General features: G+C 62.1%; 23 protein-coding genes, 1 tRNA gene and 1 pseudogene. 13 read left to right on the top strand and 12 right to left on the bottom strand.

The features are described from left to right. Positions 1 to 130: 130 nt before the first annotated feature. The 5 genes from AAIL67_RS20865 to AAIL67_RS20845 form a co-directional block, all read right to left on the bottom strand. Positions 131 to 2,317 carry a TonB-dependent siderophore receptor gene (locus AAIL67_RS20865; protein ID WP_343484763.1) on the bottom strand — a complete coding sequence of 729 codons (2,187 nt, stop codon included), beginning with the start codon at positions 2,315 to 2,317 and terminating at the stop codon, positions 131 to 133. An 84-nt stretch (positions 2,318 to 2,401) separates the two neighbouring features. After that, on the bottom strand, positions 2,402 to 3,118 hold the full coding sequence (locus AAIL67_RS20860) for a DUF4198 domain-containing protein (protein ID WP_034356725.1): 717 nt from the start codon (positions 3,116 to 3,118) through the stop codon (positions 2,402 to 2,404). 340 nt (positions 3,119 to 3,458) lie between these two features. Beyond that, entirely contained in the window at positions 3,459 to 3,818 is a 360-nt protein-coding gene (locus AAIL67_RS20855; RefSeq protein WP_034381224.1) for a DUF3325 domain-containing protein, read from the bottom strand. A 2-nt stretch (positions 3,819 to 3,820) separates the two neighbouring features. Further along, positions 3,821 to 5,533, bottom strand: coding sequence for a PepSY-associated TM helix domain-containing protein (locus tag AAIL67_RS20850; RefSeq protein WP_343484762.1), 1,713 nt, complete (start codon positions 5,531 to 5,533; stop codon positions 3,821 to 3,823). Beyond that, positions 5,530 to 5,838 carry a DUF3649 domain-containing protein gene (locus AAIL67_RS20845; RefSeq protein WP_343484761.1) on the bottom strand — a complete coding sequence of 103 codons (309 nt, stop codon included), beginning with the start codon at positions 5,836 to 5,838 and terminating at the stop codon, positions 5,530 to 5,532. The genes AAIL67_RS20850 and AAIL67_RS20845 overlap by 4 nt, the downstream gene beginning before the upstream one ends. 902 nt (positions 5,839 to 6,740) lie before the next feature. On the opposite strand from AAIL67_RS20845, the gene AAIL67_RS20840 reads away from it, so the two are divergent. Continuing rightward, positions 6,741 to 7,721, top strand: a complete 981-nt coding sequence (locus tag AAIL67_RS20840) for an alpha/beta hydrolase (protein WP_224651094.1) — start codon at positions 6,741 to 6,743, stop codon at positions 7,719 to 7,721. Positions 7,722 to 7,737: 16 nt separating this feature from the next. Further along, positions 7,738 to 8,595 carry a GNAT family N-acetyltransferase gene (locus AAIL67_RS20835; protein ID WP_034356690.1) on the top strand — a complete coding sequence of 286 codons (858 nt, stop codon included), beginning with the start codon at positions 7,738 to 7,740 and terminating at the stop codon, positions 8,593 to 8,595. Between the two features lie 311 nt (positions 8,596 to 8,906). Here the strand turns inward: AAIL67_RS20835 and AAIL67_RS20830 are convergent. After that, positions 8,907 to 9,193 (bottom strand): annotated as a pseudogene (locus AAIL67_RS20830) (heme-binding protein); the annotation flags it as partial. 211 nt (positions 9,194 to 9,404) lie between these two features. After that, complete coding sequence (locus tag AAIL67_RS20825) at positions 9,405 to 10,361, bottom strand: folate-binding protein (RefSeq protein ID WP_343484760.1); 957 nt, start codon at positions 10,359 to 10,361, stop codon at positions 9,405 to 9,407. 44 nt (positions 10,362 to 10,405) lie between these two features. On the opposite strand from AAIL67_RS20825, the gene mltG reads away from it, so the two are divergent. The 6 genes from mltG (at position 10,406) to AAIL67_RS20795 (ending at position 15,313) form a co-directional block, all read left to right on the top strand. Beyond that, a complete protein-coding gene (gene mltG, locus AAIL67_RS20820; protein WP_343484759.1) occupies positions 10,406 to 11,398 on the top strand; it encodes an endolytic transglycosylase MltG in 993 nt (330 codons plus the stop codon). An 89-nt stretch (positions 11,399 to 11,487) separates the two neighbouring features. Further along, positions 11,488 to 12,177, top strand: coding sequence for a dTMP kinase (tmk, locus tag AAIL67_RS20815; RefSeq protein WP_343484758.1), 690 nt, complete (start codon positions 11,488 to 11,490; stop codon positions 12,175 to 12,177). Beyond that, positions 12,174 to 13,199 (top strand): DNA polymerase III subunit delta', encoded by a 1,026-nt coding sequence (gene holB / locus AAIL67_RS20810; RefSeq protein WP_343484757.1) that lies wholly within the window; start codon positions 12,174 to 12,176, stop codon positions 13,197 to 13,199. Before tmk ends, holB begins: the two co-directional genes overlap by 4 nt. Positions 13,200 to 13,321: 122 nt before the next feature. Beyond that, the gene (locus AAIL67_RS20805) at positions 13,322 to 13,645 is read left to right on the top strand and encodes a PilZ domain-containing protein (RefSeq protein WP_176391731.1); all 324 of its coding nucleotides are present in this window, start codon (positions 13,322 to 13,324) and stop codon (positions 13,643 to 13,645) included. Between the two features lie 112 nt (positions 13,646 to 13,757). Continuing rightward, positions 13,758 to 14,588, top strand: a complete 831-nt coding sequence (locus AAIL67_RS20800; protein ID WP_034356703.1) for a TatD family hydrolase — start codon at positions 13,758 to 13,760, stop codon at positions 14,586 to 14,588. Next, the gene (locus AAIL67_RS20795; protein ID WP_034356706.1) at positions 14,585 to 15,313 is read left to right on the top strand and encodes an ankyrin repeat domain-containing protein; all 729 of its coding nucleotides are present in this window, start codon (positions 14,585 to 14,587) and stop codon (positions 15,311 to 15,313) included. The genes AAIL67_RS20800 and AAIL67_RS20795 overlap by 4 nt, the downstream gene beginning before the upstream one ends. Positions 15,314 to 15,425: 112 nt before the next feature. On the opposite strand, the gene msbA is transcribed toward AAIL67_RS20795, so the two are convergent. Then, positions 15,426 to 17,294, bottom strand: a complete 1,869-nt coding sequence (msbA, locus tag AAIL67_RS20790) for a lipid A export permease/ATP-binding protein MsbA (protein ID WP_034356707.1) — start codon at positions 17,292 to 17,294, stop codon at positions 15,426 to 15,428. Between the two features lie 300 nt (positions 17,295 to 17,594). Here msbA and tolB point away from each other — a divergent pair, with 300 nt between their 5' ends. From tolB to AAIL67_RS20765, 5 genes are all read left to right on the top strand, one after another. Next, positions 17,595 to 18,914, top strand: a complete 1,320-nt coding sequence (gene tolB, locus AAIL67_RS20785) for a Tol-Pal system beta propeller repeat protein TolB (protein ID WP_343484756.1) — start codon at positions 17,595 to 17,597, stop codon at positions 18,912 to 18,914. Between the two features lie 67 nt (positions 18,915 to 18,981). After that, positions 18,982 to 19,509, top strand: coding sequence for a peptidoglycan-associated lipoprotein Pal (pal, locus tag AAIL67_RS20780; protein ID WP_034356711.1), 528 nt, complete (start codon positions 18,982 to 18,984; stop codon positions 19,507 to 19,509). Beyond that, positions 19,509 to 20,270 (top strand): tol-pal system protein YbgF, encoded by a 762-nt coding sequence (gene ybgF / locus AAIL67_RS20775; protein ID WP_224650436.1) that lies wholly within the window; start codon positions 19,509 to 19,511, stop codon positions 20,268 to 20,270. The genes pal and ybgF overlap by 1 nt, the downstream gene beginning before the upstream one ends. Beyond that, positions 20,270 to 21,094, top strand: coding sequence for a tRNA threonylcarbamoyladenosine dehydratase (locus tag AAIL67_RS20770; protein ID WP_343484755.1), 825 nt, complete (start codon positions 20,270 to 20,272; stop codon positions 21,092 to 21,094). The genes ybgF and AAIL67_RS20770 overlap by 1 nt, the downstream gene beginning before the upstream one ends. Positions 21,095 to 21,190: 96 nt before the next feature. After that, positions 21,191 to 21,266 (top strand) — tRNA-Lys (locus AAIL67_RS20765). A gap of 100 nt (positions 21,267 to 21,366) precedes the next feature. Here AAIL67_RS20765 and AAIL67_RS20760 read toward each other — a convergent pair. The 4 genes from AAIL67_RS20760 to AAIL67_RS20745 form a co-directional block, all read right to left on the bottom strand. Further along, on the bottom strand, positions 21,367 to 22,425 hold the full coding sequence (locus AAIL67_RS20760) for a tyrosine-type recombinase/integrase (protein ID WP_343484754.1): 1,059 nt from the start codon (positions 22,423 to 22,425) through the stop codon (positions 21,367 to 21,369). Positions 22,426 to 22,438: 13 nt separating this feature from the next. Beyond that, positions 22,439 to 22,720, bottom strand: a complete 282-nt coding sequence (locus tag AAIL67_RS20755) for a DUF4224 domain-containing protein (RefSeq protein ID WP_302091485.1) — start codon at positions 22,718 to 22,720, stop codon at positions 22,439 to 22,441. 63 nt (positions 22,721 to 22,783) lie between these two features. Further along, entirely contained in the window at positions 22,784 to 23,326 is a 543-nt protein-coding gene (locus AAIL67_RS20750; RefSeq protein WP_343484753.1) for a hypothetical protein, read from the bottom strand. Positions 23,327 to 23,452: 126 nt separating this feature from the next. Continuing rightward, positions 23,453 to 25,249, bottom strand: coding sequence for a DNA cytosine methyltransferase (locus AAIL67_RS20745; protein ID WP_343484752.1), 1,797 nt, complete (start codon positions 25,247 to 25,249; stop codon positions 23,453 to 23,455). Between the last annotated feature and the right edge of the window lie 18 nt (positions 25,250 to 25,267).

Raw genomic sequence — 25,267 nt, 5'->3', positions numbered from 1 at the left:
TTGCGTGCAGCACTTCAATCAAACGCAGCCTGCCTTGCCAGCCGACCTCACAACTGAAGAGAAGGTGTCTTTGACGCCTTCGCCTCGGATCCATAGTGGCGGCTGGACATTGTTCGCATTGCCTGCCCGTTCAGTAACGATAGGTGGCAGTCAGCAGAAAGTTGCGGCGTTCGCCGTAGAAGCAGTCGCCGCGCGACAGGCATTGGGTGATCACCACCTTGTCGCCGATATTGTTGGCATGCAGGGCAAGGCGCCAGTCGCCGGCGTCATAGGCCACCATCGCGTCTGCCAGCAGGGATGAGGGCGTGTCGATGGCAGAGGTGCCGCTCCACTGCGGTCCGATATAGCGCAGACCGGCGCCGAGACTCCAGCCTCCGCGACCCTGAGCGGCAAATCGGTGCATCAGCCAGCTGGAGGCCATATGGCGCGATACCGAGGCCACGCGCTGCCCCTGGTCGCCAGCGTTGCTGCGGCTGATTTTTGCGTCGGTATAGGCGTAGGCCAGCGTCCAGTCCCAGTTTTTGGCCAGGCTTGCGATCAGCTCGGCTTCAAAGCCCTGGGTTTTGACCTCGCCCAGTTGCAGGCTGTTGAGCGGGTTGCCTGGGTCATTGGTCTTGCGATTCTGTTCACGCAGGCCGTAAACCGCGGCATAGCCAGAGATGCCTTTGCCCTCGGGAATCCATTTCACGCCGGCTTCCAACTGCTTGCCGCGCTGGGGCTTGAACGGCGTGCCGTAGAAGTCCACGCCGCCCAGTGGCTGGAAGGACTCGGTGTAGCTGACATACGGAGCCCAGCCGCCACCGGCCTGGTAGGTCACACCCAGGCGCTTGGTGGTGGCAGAGTCGTCGGCAGCCGCTGCCGGGCGACCTTCGGTCTCGGTTTTGGCCTTGTCGTGACGCAAGCCTACTGTCGCGGTCCAGGGGCCCCAACGCAACTGGTCCTGCAGATAGAAACCGAGCTGGCGCTGTGACACGTTGGGCGCACGTACCAGCCGGGAGGCAGAGGGCGGCGTGAACGTGCCATACACGGGGTTGTAGACATCCAGCGCCGTGCCTGGCCCGCGCCAGTTGGATTGGTTGCTGGTGTTGCGCTGCCAGTCCATGCCTGCAAGCAGCTGGTGCTGAACCTCACCGGTTTGCAGCAGGCCTTCGAGCTGCGTGTCGACCAGCAGCATGCGTCCGCCATTGATCTGCCATACGGCATCGCGCTGTACGGTGCGGCCGTTGGCGTCAAACACCGGACGTGCCGGACGGCCCGTGGCTGCGTTGGCTGCAAAGCTGGTGTAGAGCGTGCGGTAGTCCACCTCGCTGATGGTGCGGCGCAGGTTCTGACGCAGTGTCCATTGAGGGCTCAGACGATGGCTGAACAGATAGCCAAAGGACTTGTTTTCGGAGTCGTACTTGTCCCAGTCCGGTTCGCTGATAAAGGTGTTTGTCGGAATCTGCCCATAGGGGCTGGGCAGGCGCGTGCCCTGCCAGGGAAAGAACTGGGTGATGGAGCCGCTCTTGTCCTTTTGGTACAGGGCTTGCAGCGTCAGCGAAGTATCGGTACTGGGACGATAGGTCAGCGAAGGTGCAATCACCACGCGGTCGTCCTTGACATGATCGACCTGGGTGTTGCTGTCGCGGCCAACGGCCACCAGTCGGTAGAGCCACTTTCCTTCGTCGTCCATGGCGCCCGTCATGTCGCTGGCAATCTGTTTGCGGCCGTGGCTGCCCAGCTGTATCTGCACCTCACGCATGCGCTCGGCCTGGGGGCGTTTGCTGGTCAGGTTGAGCACACCGCCCACGCTGCCCTGGCCATAAAGCACGGAGGAGGGGCCGCGCAGGAATTCCACGCGCTCCAGCGTGTAGGGCTCGACTTTGATGTTGTTGTAGGTGCCGTAAGTGCGCAGCAACCCGTCCTGGTACTGACTGACATCACCGCCGCGGGCCTTGAAAGAGTCCACGCGGTTGTCGAAATAGCTGGAGTTGATGCCCGCCGTGTAGCGTGTGGTTTCGCGCAGTGTGGTCACGCCCTGGGCTTCGAACTGGTCGCGCGTGACCACGCTGATCGATTGCGGCGTTTCGATCAAGGGTGTATCTGTCTTGGTGGCCGAGATCGCACGCCGGGCGACAAAGCCGCTGACCGGACCTGTGGCAGTTTCGCCGGCCAGGCTGTCTTGCACGGTAACGGGGGCCAGCATGACTTCGGCACTGCCGTCTGCGCTGGGTGCGGGAAGCGAGGTCTGTGCCTGAGTGCCCAGGCTCAGGCAGGCCAGGGCGCTGAGCAAGGTCAGCGATGGTCGGCTGGGTACGCCGGGGAATGGGTAGTTCATGATGCTGTTGTCAAATAGATGGTCACGGACAATGACCATCAGGGTTGGTTGGAGCGGTTGCTGGAGTGAATGGGAGGCTCTGCGTCAGGGCTTGATGGCGGACGGCAGGGCGGGGGATGGCATGCCGTCCTTGACGCTGAAGCTCAACGTGGTCACATAGCTGGCTTCGCCATAGCGCTTGCCTTGCGCTTCGCCGCCTTGCTTGTCGCTGTGATGCACTTCGGCCACGTACAGGCCCTTCCAGGGCAAGGCAAAGTTGACCCGGCCCTGCTCGTCGCTTTGCGCCTCGCGCGACCAGCCCGAGGGGGCGACGATTTGCACCTTGGCCTTGGGCAGGGCCTGACCGTTGAAGCTCACCATGAATTGGCCCTGCTGGCCCGTGGGCACCAAATCCAGGGCCTGGGCATTGACGGCCACGGCCTGTGTCGGCGTTGCTACCCAGCGGGCCGCAGGTACCCACAGCAAAGCTGGTTCATTGCGCTTGCTGCGGTCAATCAAGGGATAGGAGGCGCTGGCAAAAAGGGTTTGGGCCTGGCTTGCCGCGTTGTAGCTAAAACCCGTGGCATTTCGCTGGCCGCTCAGTTGCAGCGTGCCGCTGGCTGTTTGCTGGGCCAGCGTGGGTGTGGCCAGAAATTTGTCCAATGCACCGGGCGAAGTCTCGCGCAGGTTGTCATTGAACTCACCAAAAAACAACTGGGCCTGGCCGCCATCGTTCTCCAGCCAGACTTGATGAGCATGGGCTGTGCCCAGACTGGCAAGCAGCAGAGTGGCGAGAGCAATGGGATGATGAAAATTGCGCATGAAAATCTCCTTGGATGCTGGATAGGTGAATGAATTGCTCTGCACGAGTGAAGGTCTTCTGCCCGATATCCAGACTCAAGCACCGGTCTGGATTCCAAGAAAAGAGCGCCTGTTGATCTCTTGTATGGCCCTGTGCTCTTTCCTTGCACCTCTTGTTCAATCGATTGGCCACGGCCAGCCATGCAAGGGCCGAGGCGGCTGCTGCATCGCGATGTGCATGCAATGTCCTTGCCCGGTCATGATCGGGATTCCTGTTGCATCAATAGCTGCCTGGGTTCTCAGTCATTGATGCTCAGCGACTCTCTGATTCGTGGCCCCTGCGGGTTCCGAGTGCAGTCCGTCAAGGACCGAGGCGGTCGAAGGTAAAAACCAGTATTCCCAGTGCCAGTGCCATCAAGCCAAACAGAGGCAGGCGCTGCGCTTGCCAGGTCGCCATGCTGGTGGCGGCCAGAGCCGCCAGGCAAAGAGCGGCCGTCCACACGGTGGCCGACATGGCTGCGGTGGTTGCGCCCGGAAAGCCCAGAGCAATGCCCAGTGACAAGGCCAGCAGGATCCAGCCGGCTTGGAACAGGCGCTGGCGGCGCAGTACTGTGGCGGGAGCTTCACTATCGATATCCGGCCAAGCGTCTTCATGGTGTCGGTCCATGGCCAGGGCAAGAGCCGTCCAGGCGGCAAAGCACAACAGAAAGTCGAGCAGCATTGCTATGCCTCCTGCGCAGTGTTGTCGCCAGGGATCCCTTGGGAGCCGGGCTTGCGTCCCGGGGCTGCCGCAGCCTTGGCGGGGAGCGCATGTCTGGCCGCAGGCTGGGATTTGCGTTGCAGCAGATGTCGGGTGAGGGCGGCAAGCATCAGCCCCATGGCCGCAAAACTCAGGTCCATGCCGGCCCAGCTCCAGTCCATGGCCGGCAGGCTGATGCCCAGATGCGTTGAAGTGGTCAAGGCATTGACCAAAGGCAATAGCAGGTATGCGGTGGCGGCCATGCCCAGCACCAGTGCCCATCCTTGGCGCGTGGGCCGGATCAGGCCCAGCAGCAAGGCCAGCGCCCAGGTTCCGAAGAAGCAGGACAGTTCGGCATCGGGGCGGCCTGGCATCTCCAATGGAAGCAGCCGGTTGGCCAACAGATAGGCCGCGATCGCCAGCGGCAGACCGCCCATGAGGCCGATATTGAAACTTGCCACCAGCCGTTCGCCAAAGGGCAGGGGGGCGGCAGGTGTCTTGCGCAGGGCCTGGGCGCGGCGCTTGACCGACCACAGTATCAGGCCCGAGGCAATCATCAGCGAGCCCATGACGCCAAAGCCAAACAGCACCCAGCGCATCCCGATATCGGCGAAACGCCCCAGATGCAGGCCATAGAGCACGCCATAGGTTTTGATGGCTGGGCTTTGCGGATCGACCTGGGTTTGCAGCTGGCCGGTGCGGCCATCGAAACGCAGCCGCGCTGGTCCGTATTGCAGCCTGTCGCCGTCGTGGCGGGTGATCTCCACCAGCGGGCCCTGGCTGTCGCTGCGCACGGTGATGCTGCCGACACGACCGCCATGCCACAGCTGACTGGCCTGGCTCAGCATGGGGCCCAGATCCAGCATGGGCAGGGGTTCGGCCTGTGCGTTGCTGCCACGCCTGGCGCTGCGCGCACCGGGAACATCGCCCTGCAACTCGGAGAAATAGCTTTGCGAATCCGTTCCTTTTGCGCCAGGGTAGGCAGCGGCTATGCCGGCCGGCATGTACATGGCGTGAAAAATCATCAGACCGCTGAACGTAATCATCAGATAGAACGGCAGCACCAGTACCCCCGAGACGTTGTGTGCGTCCAGCCAGGCGCGCTGTCCGCCCTTGCGCGGGCGAAAGGTGAAGAAGTCCTTGAAGATTCGGCGATGCGTGACCACGCCAGTCAGCAAGGCAATGAACATCATCAGCGTCGCCGCGCCCACCACCCAGCGGCCCTGGATCGTCCAGCGGCCCTTGTGAGCGGTGCGAAGCTCGAAATGGAAGCGGTAGAAAAATTCTCCGCCAGCGGTCTCTCGGGCCTGCAGTGCGGCCCCGGTTTGCGGGTGCAGCAGCAAAGTCTCGAAGCGGCTGTTGGGCTTGTCGCGCCACAGTACATTGACGGCCGGCGTACGTTCATCGGGCAGACGCATGATGAAGTTGCTGACGCCCGGCGCGTGCTCGTGCAGCGCCGCCTGGGCGCGTTGCGCAACGTCGCTGTCGGGTAGTGGCAGGCCATGCAGCTCGGGTCGCATCCACAGATTGAATTCGTTCTTGAAAAAGCTCAGCGTGCCGGTGACGAAAATCGCAAACAGAAGCCAGCCCAGAATCAGTCCCGACCAGGTGTGCAGCCAGGACATGGCCTGGCGAAAACCCTCCTGCTCGGGCTGACGCGTGGTTCTGGCGCTTGTCTTGGTTTGAGGAGCGGTCATGCTTCCACCCCCAACCACAATGGCCCATACAGCGCTGCGCTTAGGGCTAGGGCAGGAAGGAGTACACCGGCCCAGGCAAGCCAAGCCGTGCGTGCATAGAAGGTCCAGGCAATAGCCATGGCGTAGATGACCCAGGACAGCAAGGTGGCGGTCATCACCGCCTCCACGCGGCTCATCAGGGAACTCAGCAGCAGACTCAGGGCAGCAGTACTGAATGCGGCCAGCGCATAGCCTCCAAGGACGGCAGCCAAACTGCGCGAGGCAATCGCAAGGCGGTAGTGAGTAAGGGGCGATGTGGCTTTCATACCGCCTCCTGATGTGCCGGCGCTGGGCGGCAAGGATTGCCGCAGACAGGTGCTGCAACGACAAAGCGCGGGTGAATCACCCTTGGCGAGGAAAAGCAGGTATACGGAGAGCTCAGCATGACAGACAACCAAACGATGCAGTCGATTCGCTGGCTGGCTTGCGTCAAGAAATCATGCTGGCGTGCGAAGAAATGTAAAGCCGAGTATAGATGTAATTGAGAATGATTGTTATTTATTTGTGATTCGGCTTACAGAGCCTAAAAAGCGACATCTGAAGTTCTTCCCATCATTGGGCCATTGCCTGCCTGGCGGACGCCTGAAGGCCCTTCCTGGAGCGGTGGGCGACTCATCGCCGGGGCAGACCGGTATTCCCCTGAGCCCTACCTGGTGCGCAAGCTAGTTCTTCTTCTCTTCTGCACACGCTCTATTGCGACCACCAAGGATGGCAGCTGAACTGGCTGAAGCGGCGAGTGCATTGTGTGCAGGATGCTTAGGATCTGGCACAGGACACCTTCATGCGTCTTCTCAGGCAGTACTCGCAGGAATTGCAGGAGCGTGCTTTTTTGCCGCTGTGTTGGCGGGCGGAATGGGCAGCCGCGATGCACAGGCCCTGCATGGGCTCTCTGGCCGTTCTGGTCTCTTTGCTGTTGTGGTTCACCTCGACTCAGGTGAGCGACGATGTCGGCATGTCGGGCCTGCTCTACGGACTGATGGTCTGGATGCTCCTGCCGCAGGTCCTGCTTCACCGGGATCCCGTGGCTGCCGCCGTGCTGCTGCTTGTCATGGGCTGGCTCCCTGGAACGTCTGCGACGGTATCGATTACCAACAATTGTCGGCATTGGCCTGCAGACTTCGGAGTTGCAACGCACAATGCCATCCTGTGTTTTTTTACCGTCGTGATCATGTCCGATTCTTCTGCGGCTTTGCCAGCCAGTCTGACACCATCCATGCGCGATGTGCTGCGTCGCATGGAGCGGGCCGCGCGCACTCCCATGCATCAGCTCGGTGCGGAAGCTGCCAAGGCGGCTTATGAAGCTGGCGCCGGCGTGCTTGAGATCCCCAAGCAGGCCTTGCCCCGTGTGGAGGACCTGCAGATTCCCGCACGCGACGGAGCGAATCTGCCGGCCCGCCTCTATGCTCCTGTGACCCGCGATGAAGCCCCCGCTGCGGGCTTGCCTGCGCTGCTGTATCTGCATGGTGGCGGCTTTACGGTAGGCAGCGTGGCCACGCATGACCAGCTTTGCCGCCAGCTGGCACACCTGGCGGGTTGCATGGTTGTGTCGCTGGACTACCGCCTGGCGCCGCAGTTCCAGTTCCCCGTTGCACATAACGATGCCTGGGATGCGCTGCAGTGGCTGACGACCCATGCGGCGAGCCTGGGGGCGGATGGCAGCCGCATGGCTGTCGGCGGCGACAGCGCCGGCGGTACGCTGGCGGCAGCCTGTGCCATCGAAGCGCGCAACACCGGCCTCAAGCTTGCCTTGCAGCTGCTGATCTATCCGGGAACCACGGCGCACCAGGATACCGACTCCCATCGCCGCTTTGCCCATGGACTGGTTCTTGAAGAAGCTTCCATCACCTGGTTTTTTGCGCAATATATCGCCAGACGCCAGGATCGCGAGGATTGGCGCTTCGCTCCTTTGCTGGCCCCCGATGTCGACGATGTCGCACCCGCCTGGATCGGCCTGGCCGAGTGCGATCCCCTTGTGGACGAGGGCGTGGAATATGCTGACAAGTTGCGCATGGCAGGCGTGCCTGTGGATCTGGAAATCTACAAGGGCGTGACCCATGAGTTCGTCAAGATGGGCCGCGTGATTGCCGAGGCGCGTCAGGCGCACCGTGACATGGCGCAGGCCTTGCGCGGCGCGTTTGGATTGAATTGAAACCAGAGTGAGAACCATGAATCGACAGGACTTTCGCAGCTTTACCCGTATCGAGGTGCGCTGGGCCGAAGTGGACGCGCAGAAGATCGTCTTCAATGCCCACTATCTGATGTATGCCGATGTGGCCATCACCAACTACTGGCGCCAGCTGGCCATTCCTTACGAGGCAGGCTTTGCATCGCTGGGCGGCGAGCTGTTTGTGAAAAAGGCCAGCACGGTCTATCACGGCTCGGCCACTTTGGGCGATGTGCTGGATGTCGGCATCCGCTGCGTCAAACAGGGCAATACCTCGCTTCAGTTCGAGGCAGGCATCTTCCGAGGCATGGAGCTGCTCAACACCGTGGAGCTGGTCTATGTGTTTGCCGACGCGGCGACGCAGACCCCCAGGCCCGTTCCCCAGGCCATGCGGGATCTGCTCACGGCCTATGAAGCAGGGCAGGAGGTCGTCACGCTGCGCTCGGGCAGCTGGAACGATTTGGGGCGCGACGCCGAGCGCCTGCGCCTGGCCGTGTTTGTGCGCGAGCAGGGCGTGCCGCGCGAGATCGAGATCGACGAGCTCGACCCTGTGGCGCGTCATGTGGTCTTGTTCAACGGCTTGAACCAGCCCGTGGCCACGGGCCGGCTGGTCAGCGATGCGCCGGGCGTGGGGCGTATCGGCCGCATGGCCGTGGATCGCAGCGTGCGCGGCGGCCGCTGGGGGCGCATGGTGCTCGAAAGCCTGATGGATGCGGCGCGCGATCGCGGTGACAAGGAAATCGTGCTGCACGCGCAGCGCCATGCTGAAGCCTTCTATTTGCGCGCAGGCTTTACGCCGGTAGGCGAGCCTTATGAGGAGGCCGGCATTCCCCACATCACCATGTGCAAAGTACTTTGATACATTTTTTTTTGATAGCTTATAGCGCTTTATCTGTAGGCGTTCAAGCCCGATTTGATGCTTGATGTGAAGGAGCACCCATGGCAAGAATCATGACCGTCCTCTGTCTGATCGGGGTGGCGGCGGCTGCCTATGTGGCTTATCGCTACGGGGTCTTCTGAGTCTGTTCGGGCGAGGTCCGGGACAGAGGTGACCGGGCGGCTGAAGGTGGGGGCCACCCGCTGGCGAGAGCGCTCTGCGGCGGCCTGCTTCGCAGGCCTTGCCGCACGCAGGCTCGAAGCCTGTTCTTTTTAGCCTGCGTGCCGGCAGCTTTACTGCAGCTGATCCTTCAGCGCGGTGATGGCCTTCTGGGCGCAGGCTTCGTCCAGATGGCCGCCAGGCGCACCGGCCACGCCAATGGCACCAAGGGTTTCATTGCCGGTCTTCAGGGGCACGCCGCCCAGCACCATGGCCAGCAGCACGCCAAAGCGGTCCACACCGAGGCGCTGGCGTTGTAGCCGTCGGCGCTGCAGGCCGCCACGGTCTGCTGGGCCAGCTGCACGGCGCTGGTGCTGGCAATGCTGGGGGTGGAGGCGGTCGCTGCAGCTGCGCTGCGGGCTCCAGCAAAGTCTGGCCGTTGAGGCGTCGCAGCCCACTGCCATCCGGCAGGACTTTGTCGTCCAGCAAGTGGGAGGAATCAATGCGAACGCAGAGCCAGCCTTCGGGGTCTGCTATCTTTTTTAGGAAAAGATAATGACCCAGGTGCAAGTAAAGTTTAGCGGTGGCCGGGCCCGCACTGCCAGACCTGCGGCAGTGCGGGCCCGAGACGTTCAGATATCCGCCAGCAGCTCGTAGGGCAGGGGCAGGACCTGCAGCCCGATGCCCTTGCCTGCATCGGCGCTCTGGCCTTCGGCCAGCGCCGCATGGGCAAACAGATCGTCGCGGCTGGAAGAGGCAATCTGCATCGAGACGATGGCATCCCAGCCGCCTTGCACAGCTGCTGCTGCCTGCACCACGGTGCCGGTTGCTTGCTCGAGGTCTTCGACGCTGAAGACTTCCTGGCCGACGCTCAGAGCCTGCTCGGCATGAACCAGATAGGCGCGGCGCTTGAGCGTGCCGCGGAACTGGCTGCGGGCCACCACTTCCTGGCCGGGGTAGCAGCCCTTCTTGAAGTTAACGCCGCCCAGGGATTCGTAGTTCAGCATCTGAGGCACGAAGGCATCGACCACGGGAGCCGATAGCGTGGCCACGCCGCTCTGGACTTCGGACCATTGCCAGAGGTCTTCGCTCAGCAACTGTCCTTCGGGGGCCTGGCCCGCAGGGCCTACCCAAAGCGCACGCTGGTTGCCTGCAGCGGGGTAGAGCGCGATCACATGGGCATCGCCTTGCTGCTTGAGCGCCCAGGCGGCCGCATTCTTGCCGGCAAGCTGCTCGGCGGCCTGGCCAGCCAGGCCGTAGAGGGCGAAGTCAGCCGTCGCATCGCTGAGCTTGCACTGGGCGCGCAGCACAAACATGGACAGGCGCTTGAGCGTGGGGGCCAGCAGGCTGCGGTCACAGATCAGCACGATTTCATCAGCGCTGCGCCTGAAGCCGATGAAGCTGGCCAGCATGCGGCCCTTGGCCGTACAAAAAGCCGCAAGGCGGGCCTGATCGAACTTGAGCAGCGCGAAATCGTTGCTCAACTGGCCGTGGAGAAAGCTGGCTGCGTCGGCGCCAACGGCGCGGATGACACCAAGGTGGGAAATGGGGGTAATGCCGTTCAGGGGCAGCGTCTTGGGCTGGGTCATGGCTGAATTATGATCGTCGCTCTGTGTACTGATGGATCTAGCTTGTGCGTGCCCTTATTCGAGCACTGATATTTTTGCTGCTTCTGGCTGCCCTCGCGGCCGGCGGCGCCTGGTGGTGGCTGAACCAGCCGCTGCAGCTGTCCGAGCCCAATCTGGAGCTGGAGATAGAGCCCGGCACCACGCCGCGTGGCGTGGCGCAGAACGTGGTCAAGGCCGGGGTGCAAACCGATGCGCGCCTGCTCTATGCGTGGTTTCGCTTCTCGGGCAAGGACCGCGCCATCAAGGCCGGCAACTACGAACTGAGCACGGGTCTCACACCTTATGTGCTGTTGCAAAAGCTGGCGCGGGGCGAGGAAAGCCTGCGTGCGCTGACTCTTGTCGAAGGCTGGAACTGGCGTCAGGTGCGAGCGGCGCTGGCGCGTGAGGAATTCCTCAAGCAGGACAGCGCAGGGCTCAGCGACGAAGCCGTGATGACGGCACTGGAGCGCGCGGGCGTGCCGCCCGAAGGCCGCTTCTTCCCAGATACCTATACCTACGCCAAGGGCAGCTCGGACATGGCCGTGCTGCGCCGTGCGCTGCATGCCATGGATCGCCGTCTGGCTGATGCCTGGGCCATGCGGGCGGCCAATACCCCGCTCAAATCCGCCGATGAAGCCCTGATTCTGGCCAGCATCGTGGAAAAGGAAACCGGTCGCGCTGCAGACCGGGCGCAGATTGCCGGCGTTTTCTCCAACCGCCTGCGCATAGGCATGCGCCTGCAGACCGATCCTTCGGTGATCTATGGCGTGGGGGCCAGCTTTGACGGCAATCTGCGCAAGCGCGATCTGCTGGAGGACACACCCTGGAACACCTATACCCGTGCGGGCCTGCCCGTCACGCCGATCGCGATGCCCGGCAAGGCGGCGCTGATGGCGGCCGTGCAGCCCGATCAGACCAAGGCTCTGTATTTCGTGGCCAAGGGCGACGGCACCAGCCATTTCAGCGCCTCGCTGGACGAGCACAATAGAGCCGTCAACCGCTACCAGCGCGGTCAGTGAGCAATCTTTGAGGGTGCAAGGCCGTGGCCTGTGCCCTGTGTCGAATCAAACAACTGGTGCCGCCATGCGCCGCACTAGAGGAAATATCAGTGAGTACAGCTTTACCCAAGGGTCTGTTCATCAGTTTTGAAGGCATCGACGGTGCGGGCAAGTCCTCGCATATCGAGGCACTGGCCCAGGCTTTTCGCGAGCAGGGCCGAGTGGTCACGCTGACGCGCGAGCCCGGCGGCACGCCGCTGGCCGAAAAGCTGCGCGCCCTGATGCTGCATGACGCCATGGACCCGCTGACGGAGGCGCTGATCGCCTTCGCGGCCCGGCGCGACCATCTGGTGCAGGTCATAGAACCGGCGCTGGCGCGCGGCGAGGTGGTCATCAGCGACCGCTTCACCGATGCCACTTTTGCCTACCAGGGCGCGGGCCGTGGCTTCAGCTGGGAGCAGCTGTCAGCTCTGGAGCGCATGGCGCAGACCGGTACTGCGCTGCAGGCAGGGCAGGCCCCGGATTTCATGCGCGAGCCCGACATGACGCTGTGGTTTGACCTGCCCGCCGAAGTGGCGGCCGAGCGCCTGGCCACGGCCCGTGTTCCCGACCGCTTCGAAGCCCAGCCCGGCGAGTTCTTTGCCCGCGTGGCCCAAGGCTATGCCGAGCGCGCCCGGACTGCGCCTCAGCGCTTTGTGCGCATCGATGCCCATGCCAGCCGCCACGCCGTGTGGCAGCAGATCACCCAGGCCGTGGTGCGCAAGGGCTGGCTGGCCATCATGGTGGGCAGCAAGCCATGAGTGCCGTCGACGTCGAAGCGCCCTGGATCGCCGCGCAGCGTGGCCGCCTGCTGGCCCAGCGTGGTCATGCCTGGCTGCTGCAAGGGCCTTCGGGTCTGGGCCAGTACGCTCTGGGACTGTCGCTGGTGCGCGCCTGGCTTTGCGAGCAGCCGTCTGCGCAAGGCGCTTGCGGCCACTGCGCCAGCTGCCATGCCATTGAGGTGCGTGCCCATGCCGATCTGTGCGTGCTCATGCCCGAGGTGCAGATGATGGAGCTGGGCTGGCCGCTGCCGGAAAAAGCCCAGGCCGACATCGACGACAAAAAGCGCAAGCCCAGCAAGGAAATCCGCGTGGAAGCCATGCGCGATGCCGTGGAGTTCTGCCAGCGCACCAGCGCGCGCGGACGCGGCAAGGCCGTGCTGGTCTACCCTGCCGAGCAAATGAATGCGATTACCGCCAACGCCCTGCTCAAGACGCTGGAGGAGCCGCCCGGAGACACCCGCTTCGTGCTGGCCAGCGAGGCAGCGCACCAGTTGCTGCCCACCATTCGCAGCCGCTGCCTGACGCACACCATGACCTGGCCTGCGGCGGCCGAGGCCGCGCAGTGGCTGCAGGCGCAAGGTTTGAACGAGTCGGATGCCGCTGCGGCCTTGCAGGCTGCCGGCGGCCGACCCGGCGATGCGCTGCGCATGGCGGCGGACGCGGGCAAGGCCGCCGCCTGGGCGCAACTGCCAAGGCAGCTGGCCAAGGGGGATGTGGCTGCGCTGGCGGCTTTTGCACCGGTGGATGCCGTGCAGGCGCTGCAGAAAATCTGCCACGACCTGATGGCTCTGGCCGGTGGCAGCGAGCCCCGGTATTTCTCGCCTGCCGATCTGCCGGGCAAGCCGCTGCCCATGCCGCTGCTGGCCGAATGGTCACGCGAGCTGGTGCAGGCAGCGCGCACGGCCGATCACCCCTTCAATGCCGGGTTGATGATGGAGGCTCTGGCCTCCAGGGCGCGGGCCGTGCTGATCTCGGGCAAAGCCGCCAGAGCCGTGCGCTAGGTCATGAAGCACGGTTTGGCCAAAATATTTCCGGGTGTTAACCTCGCCACTACCGCCGCCCGGCTGCCACAAGAATTCCGCTACCCACTATGAACGCAACTACCACCCCTCGTCCCAGCGTGATGCAGCTGGCGATCAAGGAAAAAGCGGCACTGTATGCCGCCTATATTCCGTTGTTCGCCGAAGGGGGGATTTTTGTGCCCACGCAGCGTGACTATCGTTTGGGCGATGATGTCTATGTGCTGCTGACCCTGCCCGACGATCCGCAGCGCTACCCGATCGCGGGCCGTGTGGCCTGGGTGACGCCCGAGCGTGCTTCCGGCAACCGAACCCAGGGCGTGGGCATCCAGTTTCCCAAGGATGCCAAGTCCGCCGAACTCAAGGCCAAGATCGAGCAGATTCTGGGCACGGCCCTGAGCTCCGAGAAGCCGACCCAGACAATCTGATTTTTAACACTGGCGCGCTCCCACATCAGAGACGCCGAGCAAGAGCCGTCTCGCAGCGATGGCGTCGTCCCCTGGGGAAGCGGCGCAGCCGCTCAGGAGCGGTCCAATTTCTATGTTTACCGATTCCCACTGTCACCTGAATTTCCCCGAGCTGAGCGCCAATATCGCGCAGATCCGCGAAGCCATGGCTGCTGCCAAGGTCACGCGCGCGCTGTGCATCAGCACGACGATGGAAGAGTTTCCCGAAGTGCACCAGCTGGCGCTGGACTACGACAATTTCTGGGCCACCGTGGGCGTGCACCCCGACACCGAGGACATGACCGAGCCCAGCGTGCAGGACCTGGTGGAGCGCGCTGCGCTGCCGCGCGTGGTGGCGATCGGCGAGACCGGGCTCGATTACTACGGCATGGAAGACCGCAAGGGCGGTCGCACGATTGCCGATCTGGAATGGCAGCGCGAGCGTTTCCGCACGCATATCAAGGCGGCGCAGATCACGCAAAAGCCGCTGGTCATCCACACCCGCAGCAGCTCCGACGACACCCTGGGCATTTTGCGCGAGTGCGGCGAGGCGGATTCCGCCACCCAGGCCGGCGGGGTGTTTCACTGTTTCACCGAAACCGCCGAAGTGGCCCGTGCCGGGCTGGACATGGGTTACTACATCTCCCTGTCGGGCATCGTGACCTTCAAGAATGCCCAGCATCTGCGCGACGTGGCGGCCTTCGTTCCGCTGGACAGGCTGTTGATAGAAACCGACAGTCCTTATCTAGCGCCCGTGCCCTACCGCGGCAAGACCAATAATCCTTCATATGTGCCCTTTGTGGCCAAGCAGATTGCCGAGGTGCGCGGCATTTCCATCGAGGAGGTGGCCGCCGCCACCAGTGCCAACTTTGACCGCCTGTTCAAGGGCGTGACCTTGTCAGCGAACTCTGGAGCCAGTGCATGAGTCTTTTTGCTGCCCCATCGATTGCATCATCATTGAGCCGCCGCCAGAGCCTGCGCTGGGCCGGTGCTGCTGTCGTCGGGGTGGCTGGCCTGCCAGGACTGGCACGAGCCAATGACTACGAGGACTATTCGCGGGCGCTGGTCAGCGACAACTCCAGTGCCATGGTGAATCTGATCTTTCGCGGCTTCAACGCCAACACCCTGGATTCGCGCGGGCGGCCGGGGCTGGTGGCGGCCCTGCATCAGGACTCGCTCAAAGTCTTCGATGTGCTGCTCAAGGCGCCGCGCATCGATGTCAATCTGGCCTCGCGCCAGAATGAGACGCCGCTGATGATGGCCTGCATCAAGGGCCATCTCGACATTGTGCGCGAGCTGATCAAGCGCGGTGCCGACGTCAATCGCGAGGGCTGGACGCCGCTGCATTACGCGGCCTCTGCCGATACGCCGCAGACGCTGGACATCATCAAGCTGCTGCTGGAGGAAAGCGCCTATATCGATGCCGCTTCACCGAACGGCAGCACGCCGCTGATGCTGGCCGCCCAGTACAGCAGCGAAGCCGTGGTCAGGCTGCTGCTGCAGGAGGGGGCGGACATCACGCTGCGCAACCAGCGCAATATGACGGCAGCGGATTTCGCCAGGCTGGTGGACCGGCAGTACATGGTCGATCTGCTGGGCAAGGCGCTGCAGCATGAGCGCCGTACCCAGCCCTCGCGCGGGAGCTGGTAGTGGGCGCAGTTCACCGCCGTCATTAATATTTTGATAGCTGCTAGCGCCCAATGAAAAAGGACTTTAGAGTTATTTGACTCTGAAGTCCTTTGTTCATATGCGGTAGCAGCTCTTAAATTTGAGGTTCTCCGGGGGTCGAGCTGCGCACCTGGTTGTGCAGGCGGGCGTAGAGGCCGCCCAGCTCCATAAGTTGTGCATGCGAGCCTTGCTCGGCAATCTGGCCGCGCTCCATGACCACCACGCGGTCCGCATGCTCGATGGTGGACAGGCGGTGGGCGATCACCAGCGTGGTGCGTCCCTGCATCAGCCGGTTCAGGGCTTGCTGGACCAGGCGCTCGGACTCGTTGTCCAGCGCCGAGGTGGCTTCGTCCAGAATCAGGATGGGCGCGTCCTTGTAGAGCGCGCGCGCAATGGCCAGGCGCTGGCGCTGACCGCCCGAGAGCTGGCTGGCATTGTGGCCCACCAGGGTGTGCAGGCCCTGAGGCAGATTGCGCACGAAGTCACCCAGATTGGCCGCCTCCAGCGCGGACCAGACGCGGGCCTCGTCAATATCCTTGCCCAGCGCCACATTGGCCGCGACGCTGTCGTTGAGCATGACCACGTCCTGGCTGACCATGGCGAACTGCTGGCGCAGCGTGTTCAGGTCCCAGTCGGCCACGGGCACGCCTTCCAGAGTGATCTGGCCGCTGGTGGGCGAGAAAAAGCGGGGCAGCAGATTGACCAGCGTGGTCTTGCCGGCACCGGACGGCCCGACCAGGGCCACGACTTCGCCGGCCCTGACGTTCAGGCTCAGGTGCGAGAGGGCCGGAGCCTTGTCCGCGCCGAACTGCACGCTCACATCGCTCAGCTGCAGCGCGCCGCTGACCTTGGCGGAGGGCTTGAAACTGCCGCCTTGCTCGTCGGTGGAGCCTTCGAGCAGGGCCAGGCCACGCTCCAGTGCGGCCACGCCGCGCGTGATGGGGTTGGCCACATCGGCCATGCGGCGAATGGGCGCAATCAGCATCAGCATGGCCGAGATGAAGGCGGCAAAGCCGCCCACGGTCACATCCTGCACGCTGGCCGAGCCGATGGCGGCGCCGCCTTCGCGGCTTTGCCACAGGGCGATGCAGAGAATCACCGACAGCGCAATCGCCGCCAGCACCTGGGTCAGCGGCGTCATGGCGGCCGAGGCGATGGTGGCCTTGGTGTTCAGGCCGCGCAGCTGCCGGCTCAACTCGCCAAAGCGCGACTGCTGCGAAGCCTGGGCACCATGCAGGCGCACCATGCGGTGGGCCAGCACGTTCTCCTCCACCACATAGGCCAGCTCGTCGGTGGCCGTCTGGCTGGACTTGGTGATGCGATAGAGGCGGCGCGACAGCGTCTTCATGACCCAGGCCACACCCGGCACCATGAAGGCCACGATCAGCGTGAGCTGCCAGTTCAGATAGATCAGGTAGCCAAGCAGGGCGATCAGTGTGAAGCCGTCGCGGGAGATACTCATCATGGCCTGCACCAGCTGCTGGGCACCGGTCTGCACCTCGTAGACGATGGTGTTGGACAGCGCCGATGCCGATTGCCTGGAAAACAGGCTCATGTCGGCGGCCAGCAGACGCTCGAACAGCTTCTGGCGCAGACCCAGCATGCCGTCATTGGTGATGCGTGCCAGAGCGTACTGGCCCGTGAACTGGGCCAGGCCGCGAATGACGAACAGGCCGATCAGAAACACCGGCACCGTCCACAGCGCAAGCGAGCCAGCCGTAAAGCCGCTGTCAAGCAAGGGCTTGAGCAGTGCCGGCATGGCGGGCTCGGTGGCTGCCCCCACCAGCGTGGCCAGGATGGCCAGACCCCAGGCCCAGCGCTGGCCCGAGAAATAAGGCGTCAGACGCTTGAGGCGCTGCATCAGCGGCAGCTCGGATGGATTGACGGGGGCTGCTTGAGCGGGAGCTGGGGCAGGGACGGCCTTGGCGGTCTCGCTCGGCGATGGGGACGGTGTGGCTTGCATAAGCGCGTGATTTTAGGGCTTGTGCTTTTGGAGTCCGCACGGATCTCAATAGATGAAATTTGGGATGAAGTTGTAACCAACTATGCCTGTTTGAATATAAAGCGCAAGCCTGCGGCAGAATCGGCGAGGGGATTGCCTCTGCGCTCATGCAGACTCTGGCATGCTCCCGATCTGAAAGTTTTGTGGCACTTGCGTTTGATCACCCTACTGAGCACGTTCTTACATCAGGAATCCGTCAGTGTGTGTAACATTCGCGCTTGTGTTTGTACCGGGCAATTCCGGAAATTTTGATGGCTGCCAATGACTATTGACCGACTTCCATCCCTGACAACCTGGGCGGCAGGGCCGCGCGCTTCCCGCAGAGCCATGCTGGCAACGTTAGCCGCCACGCCGGCCCTTCCGGCACTGGCCCAGTTCAGGGTTGAGGTAACAGGCGTGGGCCTGACACAGTTGCCGATCGCAATTGCCCAGTTCAAGGGAGAGGGCTCGGCCCCACAGAAGATTTCCGCCATCATCCAGGCCGACCTGGAGCGCAGCGGACAGTTCCGCGGCGTGGATGCCTCGGGCCTGGCGCTTGACGAGACCTCACGCCCCGATGTGGCCCAGTGGCGTCAGAAGGGTGCCGATTCGCTGGCGACCGGCAGCATCACGCGTCTGGCGGATGGCCGCTGGGATGTGCGCTTCCGCCTTTGGGATGTGGTCAAGGGCCAGGATCTGGGTGGTCAGGGCTTCGCAGTCACCACCGGCGATCTGCGCCTCGTGGCCCACCGCATTGCCGACTACATCTATGAAAAGCTCACGGGCGAGAAAGGCATTTTCTCCACCCGCATTGCCTATGTGACCAAGGCAGGTGCCCATTACCGCCTGTGGATTGCCGATGCAGACGGCGAGAATGCCCAGTCCGCGCTGTCCAGTCCCGAACCCATCATTTCCCCCGCCTGGGCGCCCAACGGCACGCAACTGGCCTATGTGTCCTTCGAGTCACGCAAGCCCGTGGTCTACGTGCACGATGTGGCCAGCGGCCATCGTCGTCTGCTGGCCAACTTCCGCGGCTCCAACAGCGCTCCCGCCTGGTCGCCCGACGGCAGCCGTCTGGCCGTGACGCTGAGCCGCGACGGTGGCTCGCAGCTGTATCTGCTCAACGCCCAGGGCGGTGAACCCCGCCGTCTCATGCAAAGCAGCGGCATCGATACCGAGCCCTGCTTCTCCAGTGACGGCCGCACCATTTACTTTGTCAGTGATCGTGGCGGTGCGCCTCAGGTCTACAAGGTCTCGTCCTCGGGCGGCAGCGCCGAACGCGTGACCTTCACCGGCAACTACAACATCTCGCCCGCCATCAGCCCCGACGGCAAATGGCTGGCCTATGTCTCCCGCGTAGGCGGCGGCTTCAAGCTCCAGGTCATGGATCTGGCGACAGGCACAGTGAACTCCGTCACGGACACCACGGCGGACGAAAGCCCGAGTTTTGCACCCAATAGCCGTCTGATTGTTTACGCCACCATTCAGGGCGGCCGTGAAGCGCTCATGACCACCACGCTGGACGGCAAGATCAAGGCGCGTCTGGCCGGTGCAAGTGGAGACATACGTGAGCCCGACTGGGGCCCGTTTCAAAAACACTGATCTGAAGTTTGCTTTCCCTCTTTCTTTCTAGTGATGAAGTCCGTTGTGGACTGTTCGGAGAAATCTCATGTTGACTATCAAACGTCTTTCCCTGGCTTTGGCTGTGACCGCGCTGGTCGCAGGTTGCAGCTCTGGCGTCAAGCTGGACGACAAGCCCGTTGACGGTTCGCTGTCCAGCCAGGGTGCTGGCGCAAGCGGCCAGGGCCAAAGTGGCGTGTCGGGCGTGGACCTGACAGGTTCCGCCGCTTCCAAGGCCGGCCCTCAGGGCGTCAGCCGCATCGTCTACTTCGACTTTGACAGCTACTCTGTCAAGGCTGATGCACAGCCCCAGATCGAAGCCCATGCCAAGTTCATCAAGGCCAACCCCGCAGCCAAGGTGCAGCTGGAAGGCCATACCGACGAGCGCGGCGGCCGTGAATACAACCTGGCCCTGGGTCAAAAGCGCGCTGAAGCCGTGCGCCGCTCCCTGGGCCTGCTGGGCGTGAACGACGCTCAGGTTGAAGCGGTGAGCTACGGCAAGGAAAAGCCCGCTGCTGAAGGTCATAGCGAAGACGCTTACGCCCAAAACCGTCGCGTTGAAATCAACTACCGTTAATGATGAAGCAGGCCTTGTTGACTCTCCGTCACGCAACGCTGCCTCGCTTGGTGGCGGTCGGCTTGCTGGCCGGCTCTGCCATCAGCGCCCATGCAGCCCTGTTTGGTGATGACGAGGCGCGCCGCGCCATCATCGAACTGCGCCAGCGCGTTGACAGCCTGCAGCAATCGCAGGAGCAAACCCGCCGCAGCCTGCTGGACCTGCAGTCGCAGATCGAGTCGCTCAAGTCGGACCAGGCCAAGCTGCGAGGTCAGAACGAGCAACTGACACGCGATGCCGCAGAGCTGCAGCGTGGCCAGAAAGATCTGGCCAAGGGCTTTGACGAGCGGCTGCGCCAGTTCGAACCCGTCAGCGTGACTGTGGACGGCGTGGAGTTCACTGCCGATCGCAACGAGCAGCAGGAATTCGAGCAGGCTCTGGGCATGTTCCGTTCGGGCAAGTTCCCCGAGGCCGGTCAGGCCTTCGCCGCTTTCCTGCGCCAATGGCCCAAGAGCGGCTATACACCGTCGGTACGCTTCTGGCTGGGCAACTCGCAGTACGCCACGCGCGACTACAAGAATGCCATCGCCAATTTCCGTTCGGTCATGACCAATGCACCCATGCATGCCCGTGCACCCGAAGCGGCCCTGTCCATCGCCAACTGTCTGGTGGAACTCAAGGACACCAAGGCAGCTCGCAAGACCCTGGAAGAGCTGCTGCAGGCCTATCCGAACTCGGAAGCCGCAGGGATTGCCAAGTCCAAGCTGGCGACGCTCAAGTAATGGCCGAATATTCTCAGCCTCAAGCGGAAACAGCGCCCCAGTCCGGCGCTGTTTTTTCTATGGAAGAAGCAGATGTGCAGCGCCGCTTTGGCGGTTTGGAGCGCCTCTACGGCGTGCAGGGGGCAGCCCGGATTCGTGCGGCCCATGTGGTGGTGGTTGGTGTGGGCGGAGTCGGTTCATGGACGGCCGAGGCTCTGGCGCGCAGCGGCGTGAGCCGCTTGACTCTGATCGATATGGACCATGTGGCCGAGTCCAATATCAATCGCCAGATCCACGCGCTGACCAGCACTGTCGGTCAGGCCAAGATCGATGCCATGCGTGATCGCATCGCCGAGATCAATCCAGCCTGCGAGGTCAATTGCATCGATGAATTTGTCGATCCAGACAACTGGCAGCAACTCTTGCCGGCAGATGTTGATGCGGTGATAGATGCTTGCGATCAGATCAAGGCCAAGGCCGAAATGGCGGCGCATGCGCGCAAAACCAGGCAGTGCTTTATCTCCGTTGGTGCCGCAGGCGGCAAGCGCATGGCCCACTTGGTGGACATTGCAGACCTGAGTGCGACAACCCATGATCCGCTTCTATCGCAGCTGCGCTACCGGCTGCGCAAGCAGCATGGCGCTCCCAAGGATGGCAAGCGCATGGGGGTGACTTGTGTTTTCAGCCGCGAGGCCGTGGCACCACCTGATGCGTCTTGCTCGATCGAAGGCGGTGATGGCAGTCTCAACTGCCACGGCTATGGCTCGGTCGTGGCTGTAACCGCGACCTTTGGTCAGTGCGCAGCAGGCTGGGTACTTGATCAATTGGCTCGCAAACCAAGCTAATCCAACTAATTCAAGAATTAGGCAAAGAGCCGGGAAAAGTAGATTACAATAACGTCATTCCACTGATTAGGCAACTACTGCTTTTGATGTGTGGCAGGGTCTTTAGCTCAGTCGGTAGAGCAGCGGACTTTTAATCCGTTGGTCGCGAGTTCGAATCTCGCAGGACCCACCAGAATGCATAAGCCGCTACAGCTATTAAAGTTGTAGCGGCTTTTATGCTTTATGTGTCCGTATATGTGACGCGTCTCATATCCAGTGATCTCATACAGTGGTCATACAGTCATTACGGCTGTCTCGTTGGGCTGAGCAGTCGCCCGCCATCGAGCCTTGATGTAGCGCTCCGTTGTTGCCTTGTCGGAGTGGCCGCAGAGCAACTGAATCTGCTCGATAGGTGTCCCAGCCAGCCACATATCAGTGGCACCTTTGCCCTTTAGGTCCCGGAAGCCGAATGAGGCCATGGGCGGGATATTCTTGGATGCCCTGATCTCGTTTGCGGTCCTTATGGCTTTGCCGAGCATGGAATTGATGCCACCGTAGGTGTACCCAGTGCCCGCTCGGGTGTGCACCAGAGGTTGGTCCATCTGTGGATTTGTGCCCACGGCACGGTTGATAAGCTTTTCCAAACCCTCGGTCATCGCAATCTTCAGCCTTGTGCCTGTCTTTCCCTGCTCGAAGGTGATGATGCGATTTCCCGTGTGTGGGTCGCGTGCGAGGACTTTTGGCGTCCAGTAGATGATGTCGCTTTCCGGGCGCTGTAGCGTGCGGTAGGTCAGCTCCATCAGCACGCGCACCTGGGGCCAGGCCAAGGCATAGACCTCCTGATATTCTTGATGGGTGACATACCGGTCGCGCTTTTTCTCCGAGTTTTCGCGCGTGCCGCTTTTTTGCATACACGGGTTGATCTTGAGGCCGGGACATTTGTTTGTGCGAATCAGCCAGGACAGGCACGAGCTCAGACATGCCTTTTCCCGATTGGCTCGCACTCCACGCTCAGCCGCAGAGCCTGCGTCCAAATAGGCTTGGACGTGGTGGGGCTCAATGTGCTCAGGGAGCATAGCTCCAAAGAACACTTTGAGCGGCTCGGAGTCTTTTGTGTAGTCGGAGAGAGTCCGCGGCGCGAGGTCTTTTATGGACACCCGTTGTTGGCAGTCCACCAAGAATTGATCCAGCCAGTACGCGGTGGTGCCATAGTTGTCAGCTGGGCTGTTGTAGACAGCAGCTCGCTCCTTCGCGGTACGGATATCGGTGCCCATGCGCTCCCACCGGCCGTCCCTATGGCGGTAGTAGAAGGCGTTGTGTTTGAAGGAAAGGCGAGTGCCCGCGAGACCCATAGGATCTCCATCTTTACGTGCTCGTCCCATGTTTTCTCTGTTTGAAGAAGGATTGCAGCCCGATTACGTTAGGTGTGGATGAGACTGCGCTCGTGCTTTGACCTGTGGTCACGGCAGTGCTGCCGGTCATGACTCTGTCGAACTCAGTGCGCGCGACAAGAGGGCGACCGCTGGGCTTTGGCTTTACCACCATGCCAAGGCGCTCCAGAAAGCGGATCTGTGCAGCTCCATTTTTCAGTGGAGAACAGATCTCATTAATCTCCGCATCGGTGAGGTATGGCCATGGATTGTTCATGTGCGTCTCCATGAAAAAGCCCCGCACTAGGCGGGGCTTGGGGTAATTGGTGAGGGTGAGTAGCTACTCGACCCACTTTGTGCCAGGTGGGGTTTCAAGTGGCTTGATAAATACCGCCTCGTCCTCGATCTCGCCGAGCACTGGGATGCGGCGAAGGCTCGGTGTCTTGATTTGGCTGAGCTTTTCAATTATTTCCGCTGCTTTCAATGCAGTTGCGTCACCCAGGCGGAGTGCGGTAACCAGGTCATGAAGTTCAGCGGGAGGAATGCCCAATCCTTTCAGATTAGGTTTGCTCTCGGTTGCAGACCCTTCAGTGCTGGCGTCCGCGTCCGATTCAATAATTCCGTGTGCTCTCTCAATTAATCGAGTGCATGCGAGAGGAAACGACCCTTCTTGCACATCACCTCCCAGAGCCTTGCTGATCTGCTCAAGTGTGAGTGGCGAGCGCTTAGGTGTTTGTCCACTTTCTAGAGCGGAAATTGCAGGTGCAAGCAGACCCTCTGCAATGCGCTTAGCTGCCTCTGCATCTTGAACTCCACCAGTAGCCAGGTTTTTATACAGATGGCGCAGGTTCGCCAGTGCTGTAGTGTGCTGTGCTTCGCTCACGGTTGATTCCTTTCAATCGATACTGATTATATATACAGTGTTTTAAGGCTGCAAAGGGCGTACTAAGTGCTTGCCGGGGTCACACCAAAAATGAACCCCGATCAGTGGCGGGCCGGGTGGTGATGGTCAGGCGGCTTTTCGGAGCTGGCCTGCCTCGCTGTAGTTCGCGGCCACGATCAGCCGCATGGGTAGGGGGCTGACGCTGTTGCCGGCCATTCGCACCTGTGCCGTTTTCGTCAGGGGCTTGCCTGCGGCCGTGCGGTCGATGATGTAGTTGGGCGGGAAGTCCTGAGCGTTGTAGAGCTCGCGCGGCACCAGCATGCGCAGCGTGATGTCTACGATCACCCAGGGCTCTCCCTTGAGCCAGACCGTCACCAGTGCGAGGCGGTCGCGCGTGGTGATTGTTGTGACCGGCTCGCGCAGATCAGACCATTGCCCGCCGCTGCCGTGGTACCGCATGAGGAATGCAGCACAGCGCAGGGCGCCGGCTTCATGCTCCGGGCTCAGGGTCTGCTGCTCCAGCTTGGCGGTAATCAGCTGCTGTTGGCTGCCGCTGGTCGTGACCGTGGACATGCCCTCTCGCAGATCCCTCGCCGGCGTGGTGTTGAATCCACCATTCGCCTGCACCATGAAGGCCGTGGCAAGGCTCTGCCCGCCACCGCTGGCGGTGATGGTGCCGATGGGGCCCCTGATGTCGTTGGCGCCGTGACTGCGGCGCTTTGTGTTGCCTGAGCCTTCGCCGTGGCCGGCCTGTACCAAGTAGGCTGAGGCGGTGGCAAATTTGTTGCCGCCAGCGACCACCGTGCCCAAAGCCTGCCTCAGATCCAGAGCGCGAGGCTCTTGGCCTTCTCGCTCTCCGTAGCCCATCTGAACCAACGAGGCAGCAATCAGGCCTATCGTTGTGCCAGTACCGGGCCGGACTGGATTACCGCCAGCGGTCACGGTGGGCACGGGCTCGCGCAGATCCACGCCGACAGAGCCGGTGTTGAACTTGGTGATGAAGGCCGCGTGTGCTGCAGCTGGGGCAATGAATGGATCTTTGCTGCCGATCACATACTTCTGCATGCCATGGGCAATGCGGCGCATCGTGGCCTCGGCCAGATCCTTCTTGCGGCCGAAAATGCTGGCACCGGGAATGCTCCAGTCGATGCAGTCGGCAGCCGGCATGTGCGGTTTGAGTTTGCCCACGGGCTTTTTTGCGTGGGTTTTCTCGGGCCAGATGATGGGCAGCCCATCGCAGCGGGCGATCATGTACAGGCGCGTGCGTGTGCTGTGGCTGCCCAGGTCTGCATTGCATATCACGCGCCATTCCACCTTGTAGCCAAGGTCTCGGAGACTCTGCACAAAACGATCCCAGGTTTTTCCCAACTGATTCTTGTCGGGAACGAGAAACTGGTTGCGACGCGGCACACGCTCGCCCGGATCTGCCACACGGTAAGTCGTTTTGCCGTTGACGTCCGTAATCTTGTCCAGCGTGATGACTCGGCCCGTTGCTGGGTCGCGCTTGGCGATCAGACGCGACCAGTGCAGCATTTGCTCGACATTCTCCAGCGTGATTACATCGGGCCTGGTGACACCAGCCCAGCGAATCACGATCCAGGCCAGAGAGCGAATTTCCGTGGATCGGGGTTGCCCTCCCAGCGCCTGGCTGTGGTGCGTGCAGTCTGGTGAGGCGTGAAGCAGGCCTACTGGCCGGCCGCCCGTGACAGTGCGCGGGCAGACTTCACGAATGTCTGCGCGATGGTGGCGCGTCTGCGGGTGATTGATCGTATGCATGCCGATGGCATCGGCGTCGTGGTTGATTGCATCATCAACCGGGCGGCCGATGGCCTGCTCAATGCCTGTGCTGGCACCACCGCCACCGGCAAACAGGTCAATCACCAGCTTGGCAGACAGTGCCAGCACAAATTGAGGGGTAAGCATAGGGCTCCAGAAATGACA

This window comes from Comamonas sp. A7-5 (assembly GCF_039581385.1).
Classification (GTDB): Bacteria; Pseudomonadota; Gammaproteobacteria; order Burkholderiales; family Burkholderiaceae_C; genus Comamonas; species Comamonas thiooxydans.
Note: the sequence above shows the minus strand (reverse complement) of the source record. Positions and strands in the feature narration are given on the sequence as shown.

Excerpts from the sequence above, each read along its gene's own strand:
- AAIL67_RS20865 (WP_343484763.1), bottom strand. The coding sequence starts at position 2,317 with ATGAACTACCCATTCCCCGGCGTACCCAGCCGACCATCGCTGACCTTG.
- AAIL67_RS20860 (WP_034356725.1), bottom strand. The coding sequence starts at position 3,118 with ATGCGCAATTTTCATCATCCCATTGCTCTCGCCACTCTGCTGCTTGCC.
- AAIL67_RS20855 (WP_034381224.1), bottom strand. The coding sequence starts at position 3,818 with ATGCTGCTCGACTTTCTGTTGTGCTTTGCCGCCTGGACGGCTCTTGCC.
- AAIL67_RS20850 (WP_343484762.1), bottom strand. The coding sequence starts at position 5,533 with ATGACCGCTCCTCAAACCAAGACAAGCGCCAGAACCACGCGTCAGCCC.
- AAIL67_RS20845 (WP_343484761.1), bottom strand. The coding sequence starts at position 5,838 with ATGAAAGCCACATCGCCCCTTACTCACTACCGCCTTGCGATTGCCTCG.
- AAIL67_RS20840 (WP_224651094.1), top strand. The coding sequence starts at position 6,741 with ATGTCCGATTCTTCTGCGGCTTTGCCAGCCAGTCTGACACCATCCATG.
- AAIL67_RS20835 (WP_034356690.1), top strand. The coding sequence starts at position 7,738 with ATGAATCGACAGGACTTTCGCAGCTTTACCCGTATCGAGGTGCGCTGG.
- AAIL67_RS20825 (WP_343484760.1), bottom strand. The coding sequence starts at position 10,361 with ATGACCCAGCCCAAGACGCTGCCCCTGAACGGCATTACCCCCATTTCC.
- holB (WP_343484757.1), top strand. The coding sequence starts at position 12,174 with ATGAGTGCCGTCGACGTCGAAGCGCCCTGGATCGCCGCGCAGCGTGGC.
- AAIL67_RS20805 (WP_176391731.1), top strand. The coding sequence starts at position 13,322 with ATGCAGCTGGCGATCAAGGAAAAAGCGGCACTGTATGCCGCCTATATT.
- AAIL67_RS20800 (WP_034356703.1), top strand. The coding sequence starts at position 13,758 with ATGTTTACCGATTCCCACTGTCACCTGAATTTCCCCGAGCTGAGCGCC.
- AAIL67_RS20795 (WP_034356706.1), top strand. The coding sequence starts at position 14,585 with ATGAGTCTTTTTGCTGCCCCATCGATTGCATCATCATTGAGCCGCCGC.
- msbA (WP_034356707.1), bottom strand. The coding sequence starts at position 17,294 with ATGCAAGCCACACCGTCCCCATCGCCGAGCGAGACCGCCAAGGCCGTC.
- tolB (WP_343484756.1), top strand. The coding sequence starts at position 17,595 with ATGACTATTGACCGACTTCCATCCCTGACAACCTGGGCGGCAGGGCCG.
- pal (WP_034356711.1), top strand. The coding sequence starts at position 18,982 with ATGTTGACTATCAAACGTCTTTCCCTGGCTTTGGCTGTGACCGCGCTG.
- ybgF (WP_224650436.1), top strand. The coding sequence starts at position 19,509 with ATGATGAAGCAGGCCTTGTTGACTCTCCGTCACGCAACGCTGCCTCGC.
- AAIL67_RS20770 (WP_343484755.1), top strand. The coding sequence starts at position 20,270 with ATGGCCGAATATTCTCAGCCTCAAGCGGAAACAGCGCCCCAGTCCGGC.
- AAIL67_RS20760 (WP_343484754.1), bottom strand. The coding sequence starts at position 22,425 with ATGGGTCTCGCGGGCACTCGCCTTTCCTTCAAACACAACGCCTTCTAC.
- AAIL67_RS20755 (WP_302091485.1), bottom strand. The coding sequence starts at position 22,720 with ATGAACAATCCATGGCCATACCTCACCGATGCGGAGATTAATGAGATC.
- AAIL67_RS20745 (WP_343484752.1), bottom strand. The coding sequence starts at position 25,249 with ATGCTTACCCCTCAATTTGTGCTGGCACTGTCTGCCAAGCTGGTGATT.